Annotated in this window: 10 protein-coding genes; 7 read left to right on the forward strand and 3 right to left on the reverse strand. The window is 55.5% G+C overall.

Features of this window, described 5'->3' with window-relative positions:
* Positions 1-50: 50 nt before the first annotated feature.
* The gene (locus tag HDF09_RS07570; RefSeq protein WP_183764164.1) at positions 51-1,385 is read right to left on the reverse strand and encodes an O-antigen ligase family protein; all 1,335 of its coding nucleotides are present in this window, start codon (positions 1,383-1,385) and stop codon (positions 51-53) included.
* Positions 1,386-1,452: 67 nt separating this feature from the next.
* Positions 1,453-2,559, reverse strand: coding sequence for a glycosyltransferase family 2 protein (locus HDF09_RS07575; protein ID WP_183764167.1), 1,107 nt, complete (start codon positions 2,557-2,559; stop codon positions 1,453-1,455).
* A 475-nt stretch (positions 2,560-3,034) separates the two neighbouring features.
* Here HDF09_RS07575 and HDF09_RS07580 point away from each other — a divergent pair, with 475 nt between their 5' ends.
* Positions 3,035-4,564, forward strand: coding sequence for a lipopolysaccharide biosynthesis protein (locus HDF09_RS07580; RefSeq protein WP_183764170.1), 1,530 nt, complete (start codon positions 3,035-3,037; stop codon positions 4,562-4,564).
* On the opposite strand, the gene HDF09_RS07585 is transcribed toward HDF09_RS07580, so the two are convergent.
* Positions 4,554-5,555 (reverse strand): glycosyltransferase family 2 protein, encoded by a 1,002-nt coding sequence (locus HDF09_RS07585; RefSeq protein ID WP_183764173.1) that lies wholly within the window; start codon positions 5,553-5,555, stop codon positions 4,554-4,556. The genes HDF09_RS07580 and HDF09_RS07585 overlap by 11 nt on opposite strands.
* Before the next feature lie 495 nt (positions 5,556-6,050).
* On the opposite strand from HDF09_RS07585, the gene HDF09_RS07590 reads away from it, so the two are divergent.
* From HDF09_RS07590 to HDF09_RS07615, 6 genes are all read left to right on the forward strand, one after another.
* Positions 6,051-6,428 (forward strand): serine O-acetyltransferase, encoded by a 378-nt coding sequence (locus tag HDF09_RS07590; protein ID WP_183764175.1) that lies wholly within the window; start codon positions 6,051-6,053, stop codon positions 6,426-6,428.
* A complete protein-coding gene (locus tag HDF09_RS07595; protein ID WP_183764178.1) occupies positions 6,418-8,382 on the forward strand; it encodes an HAD-IIIC family phosphatase in 1,965 nt (654 codons plus the stop codon). The genes HDF09_RS07590 and HDF09_RS07595 overlap by 11 nt, the downstream gene beginning before the upstream one ends.
* Entirely contained in the window at positions 8,348-8,596 is a 249-nt protein-coding gene (locus HDF09_RS07600) for an acyl carrier protein (protein ID WP_183764183.1), read from the forward strand. The genes HDF09_RS07595 and HDF09_RS07600 overlap by 35 nt, the downstream gene beginning before the upstream one ends.
* Before the next feature lie 90 nt (positions 8,597-8,686).
* Positions 8,687-9,478 carry a polysaccharide deacetylase family protein gene (locus HDF09_RS07605; protein ID WP_183764186.1) on the forward strand — a complete coding sequence of 264 codons (792 nt, stop codon included), beginning with the start codon at positions 8,687-8,689 and terminating at the stop codon, positions 9,476-9,478.
* Complete coding sequence (locus HDF09_RS07610) at positions 9,453-10,619, forward strand: glycosyltransferase family 4 protein (protein ID WP_183764189.1); 1,167 nt, start codon at positions 9,453-9,455, stop codon at positions 10,617-10,619. Before HDF09_RS07605 ends, HDF09_RS07610 begins: the two co-directional genes overlap by 26 nt.
* On the forward strand, positions 10,616-11,821 hold the full coding sequence (locus tag HDF09_RS07615) for a glycosyltransferase family 4 protein (protein ID WP_183764192.1): 1,206 nt from the start codon (positions 10,616-10,618) through the stop codon (positions 11,819-11,821). Before HDF09_RS07610 ends, HDF09_RS07615 begins: the two co-directional genes overlap by 4 nt.
* Positions 11,822-12,143 lie beyond the last annotated feature (322 nt).

Genomic DNA, 12,143 nt, shown 5'->3' on the forward strand with positions numbered 1-12,143 from the left:
ACCAAGGACGCTGTAGGGGGCGGGCGGAAGACCACGATGGCCGCGCGCATCTACCGGTACGCCAGAAATGGATTCGTTGCGACGGTCACTTCGGGGATAGCAGCTTCCGTCACGGGTTCAGTCTCGACCAGCTGAAGCGCACGGCTCGCAATGGCCACAAGGACCCAAAGCATGCCCATGATCTCGAGATAAGTCCATCGATCGCCGAAAAAGTTCGCGACAATACAAGAACACATGGCGACAAACAGTCCCAGCCCGAGCCCTCGATACAGCGGATCCTCGGCTCGTTTAAAGAGCCGGTAGGCCAAGGCAAGCACCTGTTGCAGCATCACAAGCACGATGATCATTCCGATGATCCCTGTCTCGACCATCACTTTGACGTACCAGTTATGGGTATCTCTCAGCCCGTCTACGTGAGCCGACAGCTGATAGCTGGCGTAGCCGATTCCCAGGACGGGATCGCTGAGGATGGATGCCTCTGCCGCCTCCCACAACCTGACCCGCTCCTGCGCAGACTCCTCCAGCTTTCCATTGGAGTTTTTAGTCATGTTAACCCGCTCACGAACTGCGGTCGGAACAATGGCTTGCCAGGTAAAGAGAAAGACTGCGGCGACCACGATAAGCTTGCGATCTTTCAGGAATCCAAGAACGATGACGCTGACGATGAGGGCAAGGTACGATCCACGCGAGAACGTGTACAAGTCAGCAAATATTGTTACGGCCACAAGCCCATAGAAGATCAGCCGAAACTTCTTCCTTTTGACAAACTGGACGAAACCCCAGAAGAACATGGCGAACTGGGCGAGAAAAGCTGCCGTCTGATTCGAACCATAGGCGAGCGGGCCCGTATCTCTCTTATTTTCATCGAAAGTGCCCCAGCTCCTGGACAAACTTTCCATGAGACAACTCCTGTCGATTGCCAGGAGAGTAAACGCTGTGATAGCAATCACCGTTCGCACCGCCTTCCGATCCTCGACGACCATACCGGCTGCGGTGAAGACCAAAGGAATCAGCATGTAATCTTTCCACGTCACAAAGTTGGTGTCGGAGATCCAGATCGGTGGAGGCGCGTTGCCGAGCGCTGTACCAAGCCACATCGAAAAATACAGATAAATTCCGAACACCAACCAGATTGTGTAGAGCGGCGATTTTGGTATCGATTTTCCCTTGATTATGGCGCCTATAATGACGGCAATTACCAGGATGGTCAGCATATTGCCACCCAGCGGATAGTCCAGGAAGTGATCCCGCATCGTGCGATAAGGCAGGAAAGGTATCAGGTAGTACAGTCCCAGCAGGGGGCGTCCGGTCAAGGAGAGGATACACATGATCCAGAACCCGAGGTAGGCGATCAGCGGAATATAGTGTGCGAGGCCTAGTCCCAAAATTCACCCTTCCCACTGCCCGCAAGTCTCTCCCACCAGACTCGACGCCACAGTTTCGAGTTAGCCGTCAGAGCCATACTTTTTTCCGCCCTGCAGCAAAGTTATAAAAGGCAAGCGCCGCAGCCGCATTGAGCATCACGAACGTGCTGGCGATGCCAACGGGCTTGAATCTCTTGGCGGACGGAATCAGGGATCCGCAGGCGGCTGCAACGTAGAATAGCACCTGAAGCCAGAAGATTGCGCCGTAAAAAGGCCCTCCCAGAACACCGGAGGCAACCAGCATCAGCGGAAGAAAGATGGGAATCAGCAGCCGAAGCAGTTTGTGGCTGACAAAGCGAAAGAGAAGCGGATTCGACGGCGAGAGCAGCCACGGAGCCAGTTGGAGTAATTGGTAGTTCCCGGTCAAGGTGCGAACCTTTCGCGAGAACTCCTTCCCTTTTTCGTCAAAAAATCGGTCCCGCGCAATCGCTGCCGGTTCAAAGACAACCCGTTTGCCTTGCCGCGCTACATTCATTGGGACGAAGACATCATCCAGAATCGTTCCGGGAGGAATGGCACAGTAGAGCTCGCGGCGAATGGCATAGATCGCGCCGGTCACGCCGACCACTGACCCCGACGCAGATTCAAGCTTCCGCACCATCTTTTCGATCTTCCAGTAGATGCCAAGCCCTTCGTGCGAAGGCACTCCAGCGTCTTCGAGTAGCAGCTCCCCACTCACTGCGCCCACGGTTGGATCCGCAAAACAGGAAGCAAGCTCCGCGATCGCGTTCGGTTCCACAGACTGCCGCGCATCCAGAAAAACCAGAATCTCGCCCTTAGCGCGATCGACAGCCGCATTCAAAGCACGAGCCTTGCCGCCGGACTCTTCAAGCAGAATTGGGACAACAGGGGGAGGCTGTTCCAGAAGAATCTCTGCGGTCCTGTCGGTCGATCCGTCCGAGGCCACCACGATCTCAAGCCGTGCCTTTGGATAGTTCAACATACGAAGGTTTTCCAGCTTCGATGGAAGATTTGCCTCCTCGTTGCGCGCCGCAATCAGGATAGAAACGTCAGGAGTATAGTCCGTTTTCCGGATGGATTGCCTTCGAAAGTACACCCAGATCGACAGCAGGACGGCGTAGCCAAAGTACGCGTAGGCCGTAAGCGCAAGGCATATCCAGAAAAGAAACTTCACCGTTCCGTCCCGTTGTAGCCGACGCTGCCAGCCGTAAGGGCGCGAAGCAGGAAAGGACAGTGCGGGTTCGCATCACGGGAAAGAACCAGCCTCCCCCGGCCAAACGCTGCAATCCTCCAGATGCCAGCTCCAGGTTTCACAATCCCTCAATGGACGTCATTCTACTAAACAGATCTCTTGAACCAATATGCACCGAGCGGCGAGCCTGGTTCTCTTTTTTTGCCGGCGTTATCCTCAACGGAATGATACGTCTATCCCAAAACGGACCTCATGCCTCTTTCAGGTGATCCCGTATATCGATCGCGGCTGGCAAATCCAATCCGCTCGACTAAACTGGTAACGCGCCTTACCGACCATTTTTAGGGTGAGACACTCTCGAGAACCGTGATTCAGGTAGAGATCAGGCTGACAACGTTTTTCGAAGACAAACCAGCACGCACGTGAGACCTTCCAAGTACGTTTCCATTCGAGTTCAATGTCCAGCAAAAAGCGATTCGCGATCAATGTCGTAACGAACTGGATAGCCATGGCTGTCGGCATGGTCGTTCCCTTCTTTCTGGCTCCCTTTGTGGTTCGTCATCTGGGCGCGACGATCTACGGCATCTGGATTCTGGCTGTCTCGACAGCCGCGTATCTCAATATGCTGGACCTGGGCTTGCGCAGCGCGATCACGCGCTTTGTCTCAAAGAGCGCAACCGAGGGCGATACCCAGGCAGCACAGAAGGCAATCGCCGCCACACTCTGGTTTCGTGGCCTGATCGCCGCAGTGATGGTGCTCATCAGTATCGCGTTGAGTATCTGGTTCGGTAAGATCTTCAAAATCCCCCACGACTTAGTACGCCCGGCACAAGTCACGGTTCTGCTCTGCTCTTTAGGAGTCGCCTCTACGTTGGTCGCAGGCGTCTACGGGGGTGTGCTCCGAGCGATCAACCGCTTCGACGTCCTGAGCGGGATCACCATGACCCAGACTCTGGTACGAGCCGTTGGAGTCATCCTCATTCTTCGCAGTGGCCATGGTCTCTTAGTCCTGGCCATCTGGGAGTTTGTGATCGTCTTCGGGTCTGCCGTTTCAGAGTTTGTGTTTGCGTTCAAACTGTACCCACCGTGCCGAATTCTTGTCTTTAGGCCCGACATGAAGACCCTGAAGAGTATCTGGTCCTACAGCTTCAAAGCATTTGTCATCATCGTGGCCGTGCAGATCGTCTTCTATACAGACAACGTCGTGGTCGGCGCCTTCCTCTCTGTCGGCGTCGTCACCTTCTACTCAATCGCTGGAAGTCTGGCAATGTACTCCGGACAAATAGCTACCGCCATGGGATCCACCTTTATGCCCATGGCGAGTGGTTTCGACGCAAGCGGTAACGCGGCCAATCTGAAAAAATTGCTGGTCCGGGGAACCCAGGCCATGCTCGGGCTTATGTTGCCAATTGGCATCACCCTGCTATTGCGTGGGAAAACTTTCATCGGCCTCTGGATGGGTCCGCAGTTCAGCGAGACCTCCGGCACAATTCTTCAAATCTTATTAATCAGCCAGTTCTTCTCCATTGCCAATGCGACGGCCGGTCAGATCGCTTACGGAATCAATAAACACAAGACCGTAGCGACCTGGGCCGCAGCCGAGGCGGCGCTGAATCTTGGGTTGAGTCTCATCCTCGTCAAGACCATTGGGATATACGGCGTTGCATGGGGCACCTCAATCTCACTGACGCTGAATCATCTCATCTTCTGGCCTCGGTTTGTTAAGCGGGAGCTCGGCATTCCAGTACCGATTTACCTTTGGCAGGGCTGGGGCAAGGTTACGCTGTGTTCGTTACCGTATGCCCTGGCCACCTATCTGGCGGATCGCCGGTGGCACCCTGGCTCGCTTTCTGCATTCTTCCTACAGGTCGCGCTGGTACTCCCCGTGTTTGCTCTATCGGCGTTGATCATGTTCAACGACGACGCAATGGCCTTGTTTCGAAGGTGGCGAACATCGCGACTCCAGAGTGCACAGACTATTTCCTAGAGCTGCGTCGAGCTTCTTGAAGCTCCTCACGGCAACGTCGGATGGGCCACCAGTAACGTAGATCCCAACGTCTGCCGGCGAACTTCTTATAGACCATGTTCGCAATAATCACGTAGCGGTCAAAGGGCACAACCAAGCCGAAAAAGGGCCATTGCACAAGGGACTCTATCGCATACGCCCAGTATCGTTCATTCTGGTTCTCTCTCATCGCAACAGAAACGTTGAAGAGTATCTTTGCCTCGATCCTTCGCTTCCAAACAAGCTTCCGGATTCCTGAAAGATCTTTGACAAGAGTCTGGTCGAGCATCTCCATCGAGCCACTCGCAATGTTCAAGATTCGTTTACTCAGACTGTTCTCGACCTGGCGATACAGTATTAAACTCGCCGGGACCTCTTGAAAGACCTGGGACGAGTAGCGTCGAACCAGCCGAATCCATAGATCCCAGTCTTCGGCAGGTACCGCATTAAAGCACCCAACATCCAGGAGCGCCGATCGACGAATCACAGAGGTCGAAGGCAGAATCGGAGTGCGATACCGTAGCGCCGGCCAGAGTTTACTCGCTGGAAACGCAGCCATTTCATACGTGGAGCCGTTTTCATAGAGATAAGTGAACGCTGAATACACCAGCATCAGGTTTGGATTTTCTTCAATCACTCTGGTCTGCTGCTCCAGCTTCTCCGGAAGCATCACGTCATCACTGTCGAAGAGGGCGATCCAATCTCCCGAGGCTTCACGAATCGCAGTGTTTCGTGCGCCTGATAAACCCTGGTTCTCTTGTTTGATATACCGAACACTGGATCCGTAGGAGAGTGCGATCTCTTCAGTCCGGTCGTTGGATCCGTCATTCACGACAATGATCTCGTGCGGCTTACAGGTCTGCGCTAGAACGCTGTCAATGGCCTCCCGAAGGTATGGTTCGGCGTTATAGGCAGGAATCGCAACCGTAATTTTCGTCATCTTCGTAAAGTTCGCGCCCATCACTGGTGTCATAGTCTTCGAGATATATGTGAACGGGCTCTGATCTCGAGTGGCTCAATCGCATCGCATCGATCATACCCGATGCGGTTGATAGAGAACCCCTTAGACTTATGCCTGAATGATAAAATGAGCAGGTCAAGAGCAGTTCACCCAATAGCTCGCGACCCAGTGTAATTCCCTTCAGACGATCCAATCATCATTTTTTGTGGATTTGAGTTACAGCTTCCGTTGCAGACCGTACAGTCACAGAACAGATACGATTGCGAAAGTCGTCAAAATTGTTCCTATCCGGATCTCCGAGCTTTCCGTATGTCTAAATTTTCAGAAGATATCGCACGTTACCGATCCGTGGGCCTTCATGGAAGGCACCTCTGGCTGAACCCCGCGATATGGGCGATAACAATCTATCGATTGGGTAATTGGCTGTACACCGCAAAACCCTTTTTCCTGATTCGGATTCCACTGAAGATCGTATTTTTTTTCGCGTATCTGTTCTGCGAGGTCGTCATGGAGATGTCTCTCGATCCTCAGGCGACGATCGGCGGGGGCCTTTACATCGGGCACAGCGGCGGCGTTCACATCAACCCTGAGGCAATCATCGGAAACAACTGCGACATCGCTCATCATGTAACCATCGGCGCCTCTGCTATGGGCCGCAAAGGCGCTCCTGTCCTCGGCGACCGGGTCTACGTCGGCACAGGCGCAACGGTAATTGGAAAGATCAAGATAGGCAGCGGAGCGAAGATCGCAGCCAATACACTCGTCATGAGCAATATCCCAGAAGGGGCAACGGTCATGGGAGTGCCCGGCCGCATCGTCATGCGAGCCCCGAAGACTGCTGCATCCCCTGCCCTGCCGGTAGCGGAGACTACAGATGCAAAATGATACCGAGCGACAGGATCTGCGCCGGCGTATCAAAGAGGCCATCGCCTCCAAGGACGCAGGCGCCGCGGTCCGTCGTGCGCGAAGACTTCTTGCTGCTGCCTCCAGCAAGCCGGCTGATGTTATGTTCTGTGCCTCGGCGTTCACCGGCATAGCCGAAGCTCTCACCAACGACCTGCGAGCCAAACGACTCAAGACCTACATCGTGCGCTCTGTCACGGTCGAGCCGATCCTTCCCTTCCTAACCACCGAGGCGGTGCTGTCAAACTACGTGCTCGACCTCACCGTCGGCGGCTACGGCTCCTACGTCGATGAGCTGCTCAATCCGCAAAGCGCACTTGCCAGGTTCAAGCCTGACCTCGTCCTCATCCTCCTCGATCTCGAGGACATTGCCGGAAGACTACCGGACCTATGCGCAGATGGCATCGGCAGTGCAGTCGAAGCGGAGATTGAAGAATCCGTGGCTCGCGTGGCGCAGCTGCTCAAAAACTTTCGCTCGGGAAGCTCCGCTCGAATCCTCTTTCAGGGCTCCGTCGTCCCGGACCGCACCTCGCTCGGCGATGTTGCTGAAGCGAATCTCCCCCACGGCCTGAGCAATGCCGTTGCTCAGCTGAATCAAAGACTCGCTGCACTTTGCCGCACCATCTCCGACTGCGTCTTCTTCGATGTGGATCATCTCGCCGCACGCCACGGTCGTGCCAGCTGGCGGGACGCTCGAATGTTTCTGGCATCGCGTCTCCCTATATCCTCGACGTCGTTCGGAGCCTATGCGGGAGGCCTGGTCCGCTCGTTCTCGCCGCTCCTCCGGGCTCCACGAAAGGTTCTCTGTACGGATCTCGACAACACCTTGTGGGGCGGAGTTCTCGGTGAAGAAGGCCCTGAAGGAATCGCCACGGGAACAGCATTCCCAGGCAACTGCTATCTCGAGTACCAGCGATATCTCAAACAGCTATCGTCTCGAGGCATTCTGCTTGCCATCGTCTCGAAGAACAACGACGCAGATGTTCGCGAGGCCTTTCAAGTCCGCGCCGCCGACCTCGGACTCACTCTGGACACCTTCGTCGCGACAAAGATCAGCTGGAACGAAAAAGCAACCTCGATTCGCGAACTCGCGGAGGAGCTCTCCCTCGGCCTTGACTCCTTCGTCTTCGTCGATGACAACCCCGTCGAGTGCGAAGCCATCCGCCAACAACTACCGGAAGTCGCGGTCGTCGCAGCGCCAATCGACGAACCCTGGAGACTAGTTGAACTCCTGTCGGCGCAGCCATTCTTTGATGCAGCCGTGGTGACCGACGACGACATCAATCGCCTGAACGAGTACAAGGCGCAGGCCCAACGAGCAGAGCTGGCCAACAGCGCGAGCAATCGCGACGAGTTTCTCGCCTCGCTCGAGATCGTCTGCACCTTCCTCAGCGCTTTGGAGGCCCCACTTGCCCGTTCGGTTCAACTCCTCGCGAAGACCAACCAGTTTAATCTGACCACTCGACGCCACTCGGCAGCCGAGGTGGAAGAGTTCGCCTCTGTCGCAGGTGGCCAGGCAATCGCGGTTCGTGTGCGCGACCGTTTCGGCGATGCCGGCGTCGTAGGCCTCGCCCTCGCACGCACACAGGGTGATACTTGTTCCATCGATTCTCTGCTGCTATCGTGTCGAGTGATCGGCCGTGGTATCGAAACAGCGCTGTTGGCGTACCTCGGCCAGAACGCCATCAGAGCAGGAGCCACGCGTCTGGTGGGTGAGTTCATTCCAACGAAAAAAAACGCCCCTTGCGCCGACTTCTATCTCGATCACGGCTTTGTCCAAGACCCTTCGCTAGCCCCTTCGCCGACAGACACATCACCCGACTCCATCTTTTATCAACTCGATCTCACCATCGCCGCCCCTGAAAGTCCCAAGTGGCTAACCCTGGAAGGAAAGGAATCGAATGAGTTCTCAGCAAGTGCCGTCGTCGCTTCGTGACATTCTCGCCGATGTTCTCGAAATCTCGCCCGAAGAGGTCACACCCGAGCTCGGCGTCGGTACCATTGATACCTGGGACTCCTTCCGCCATCTGCAGGCGATCCTCGCGATCGAAGGCGAATACAACGTTCAGTTGGATCCCTCCCGCATCCCGGAGCTGACAACCGTCTCGCTCATCCAGGCAGAGTTGGTCGCCAAGGGAGCGACGCTTTGAAAACGGAAGACCTGGGCTTTACGGTCCGTCACGCCGGAGTCGCACTTCCAAAACTCTGGCCGACGACCGAGTTGAATTGAGACGAATCCGGTGACCAAGCCGCCAGACAGACTCTACCTCCTCTATCACGAACTGCGGCCCAGCCGAAGCGACTACTCCTACATCGTCGAAACCTCTCAGTTTGAAAAGCACGTCGATCTTTTTCTCGAACTTCGAAAGAGACAACCGCCTGGTTTCTATCCAGAGATCACCTTCGACGACGGGCACCTCTCAAACTTCGAGTTCGCTCTCCCCATCCTGCAATCACGCTCCGTCATGGCATGGTTCTTCATCACAACAGGCTGGACCGGGCAGAGACCAGGCTACATGGGCTGGCCGGAGCTGCGCGAACTGCAACAAGCCGGCCAACAGATTGGTGCACATGGATGGTCCCACGCACTCCTCACCCATTGCGATCCGTCACAGTTACAAAAAGAGCTGGTCCAGGCGCGCCTCACCCTCGAAGACAAACTTGGAACTTCCATTACAACGATGTCCCTGCCCGGCGGACGATCGAATCAGCGCGTCCTGGCTGCCTGTCGTGACGCCGGCTACACCCAGGTTTTCACCTCGGGGCCAAAAGCAGAGCCACAACCAGCGGGAGCGACTGTAGGCCGCTTGAACATTCGCGGCGACATGACCCTGGAGTGGATCGCAAAGCTCTTCCAGCCCGAGAGCGGCGTCCTGTCCAGTCTCCAACGACAGCACCAGATAAAATCCACCGTGAAGACTCTGCTGGGAGACAAGCTCTACGAAAAGCTTTGGGCTCTTCTCAATCGACAAGAGCCAGATACCGACGCCGGAGAAGCTGCTGCCAATGAAGATACTGCACATTATCAGTAGCAGCGGAATGTACGGTGCAGAGGCCGTGATCCTTAACATGTCGCGCACGCTGAATGAGAGCGCGCATTCAAGCATCCTCGGCGTCTTTTCGAACTCGGCGAACCCTAACCTCCAGCTTCACGAAGTTGCGACAGCTCAGGGGATCGACTCGCATCTGATCTCGTGCACGGGACAGATTGATCGAACCGTACCCACAAGCATTCGTGAGCTTGTCGCTCGCACCAACGCGGATGTCATCCACGCGCACGGTTACAAGGCAGACCTGTACTCCTACTTCGCCTTGCGCCAATCAGCCGTTCCGCTCGTCTCCACCTGCCACACCTGGTACGACAACGATCTGGCGGTCTCCCTCTACGGCATGGCGGACCGCTTCGTGCTCCGGAGCTACGCGGCCGTAGTCGCGGTCTCGGAGGAGGTAAGACAACGGCTGTTGAACGCTGGCGTTCGCAAAGAGAAGATCCATCTCATTCGAAACGGCATCGACCTTCGCCCCTTCGACAACGCACTTCCTTCGTTGCGCGAGATCTCCTCGCATGATCGCTCTCCCATAGTCGGACTTGTTGGCAGACTCGCCACGGAGAAGGGCGTAGATATCTTTCTTCGAGCCGCAGCACGCGTTCTGATCGAGCTTCCGTCGACAAAGTTTGTCGTAGTCGGCGACGGACCGGATCGCGAACAGCTTGAGTTACTTATTGATGAGCTGCAGATTCGCGAAAACGTCTCGCTGCTGGGACGTCGAGACGACATGCCCTCCGTCTACGCCTCGCTCGACATCATGGTCTCGGCCTCTCGCCGCGAAGGCCTCCCTATTGCTATTCTCGAGGGCATGGCAAGCAGCCTGCCCATCATTGCAACCGCAGTAGGCGCGGTGCCAACCATCGTTCTCAACGGCAGGACGGGAGTACTCGTTCCTGCGGAAGACGTCGCGGCCCTGGCATCCGAGATCGTCAAGCTACTCACCAATCCCTCGCAGCGACAACAGCTCGGAGCAGCAGCAAAAAAACTCATCGAAGAAGAGTTCTCCGCCCAGCGAATGACGGCGGACTATCTTCACGTCTATGAGCAAGCGATCGCAACCAAAACGCAGACCGCGTCCACTCGTTCCACCTCCGCCGCAGTCTCGCAAGGAAAAACCAAGTGACCCAAGACACCCGGCGACCCACTGTCTTCATGATGGATCTCTGGGCCACCGTGCCCTACTACACGGCGTATCTCTCGAAGGCTCTCCTAAAGAAGCGCGTCAATCTAACGGTCGGCTCCATCTCCTACTACCTCGACCCCGGCTGTTTCTCAAATCGAGGCGTCAAGCTCGACCCGGGATTTATGGACGTCGTCGGCAAGTTCCAACTGCCGCGACTGCCGCGCAGAGTTTTAAAACTCCTGGAATCGCTTCTCAATCTAGCCGCCCTGTCGATGCGCTTCTTCATCTCGCCACCTGACATCGTTCACGTACAGTTTCTCCCTATGGTGACCGAGCGCCTCCCGCTCGATCTATGGTTCGTCCGCCTCTGCCGCCGACGCGGCTCGAAGATCGTGCTAACAGTCCACGATCTACTCCCCCACAACACAGGCGAGAGCCACAGGCAGACCTTCCACGATCTGTATCAAATGGTCGACCGCATCATCTGTCACTCCGAGAGCATCCGCGAGAGGCTCGCGATTGAGTTCGCAGTGAAAGAAGAAAAAGTCGCAGTCATTCCTCACGGCCCATTCTTCTACGACCTTCCTGCAACTGCCGAACAGACCCTGCAAAGCTTCGAGCTCGATCCACGAAAGCTGCTCGTGCTGTGGCAGGGCATCCTCTCTCCCTACAAGGGAATCGATCTCCTGCTCGAGGCCTGGCAGAGCGTGGAAGCATCTGTAGAAGACGCTCGACTGTTGGTCGTAGGCACCGGACCGGCAGAGCTGATCGAAAAGATTCGCGAACAGATTCGCAGCCTGAAACTGCAGCGTGTTCAGCTTCACCCACGCTTCATCTCGACCGAAGAACTCGTAGCTCTCTACCGAGCGGCAGACATCGTGGTCTATCCCTATCGCGCCATTACGACCAGCGGAGCGCTCGCGACCGGACTGGCGTTGGGCAAAACCATCGTCGCCAGCGATCTCCCCGTCTTTCGTGAGCTGCTCACAGAGCGCGAGAGTGCATTTTTTTTTGATCCCCAAAAACCGGCCGAACTGGCCAGTGCGCTCACTCAACTGCTGAACGATGCGCTTCTAAGAGAACAACTTGCAGAGAATGTGCGAAAGATGAACTTTGGCGAGCAATCCTGGCTGTCCATCGCGGATAAAACAATTGAGTGTTACAGATTCGTCCAGCCTCTTCAGCTATGGTATAAAAATTAAGTAGTTCCTTTTTTGAAGCGTTCGTCGTAGCAAGTCGTCGCTCTTTCTATCTGCCGGTTCTGATGAGTTAGGGGATTCGCTCTCAAGAGCAATCTTTCTCAGGCGGGCAAGACCAATTCGATATAGAGCGACTCAATTCGTATCCTCCCTGTTCCCAACCATCCTGCATTGCGCTGGACCTGCTTCGTTGGCTCCAAGACACGCCACGAACGTCATGACCTCTGCCTCGTCGAGCCCCGAACCGTGTGTGCAACGAACGTGGGATAGCAGTATCGGCCTGAATATTCTTTACTTCAGTAAATAGTTACTTTGGTAATTAATC

This window comes from Edaphobacter lichenicola, from assembly GCF_014201315.1.
GTDB lineage: Bacteria > Acidobacteriota > Terriglobia > Terriglobales > Acidobacteriaceae > Edaphobacter > Edaphobacter lichenicola_B.

Excerpts from the sequence above, each read along its gene's own strand:
- HDF09_RS07585 (WP_183764173.1), bottom strand. The coding sequence starts at position 5,555 with ATGACACCAGTGATGGGCGCGAACTTTACGAAGATGACGAAAATTACG.
- HDF09_RS07610 (WP_183764189.1), top strand. The coding sequence starts at position 9,453 with ATGAAGATACTGCACATTATCAGTAGCAGCGGAATGTACGGTGCAGAG.
- HDF09_RS07595 (WP_183764178.1), top strand. The coding sequence starts at position 6,418 with ATGCAAAATGATACCGAGCGACAGGATCTGCGCCGGCGTATCAAAGAG.
- HDF09_RS07580 (WP_183764170.1), top strand. The coding sequence starts at position 3,035 with ATGTCCAGCAAAAAGCGATTCGCGATCAATGTCGTAACGAACTGGATA.
- HDF09_RS07590 (WP_183764175.1), top strand. The coding sequence starts at position 6,051 with ATGGAGATGTCTCTCGATCCTCAGGCGACGATCGGCGGGGGCCTTTAC.
- HDF09_RS07600 (WP_183764183.1), top strand. The coding sequence starts at position 8,348 with ATGAGTTCTCAGCAAGTGCCGTCGTCGCTTCGTGACATTCTCGCCGAT.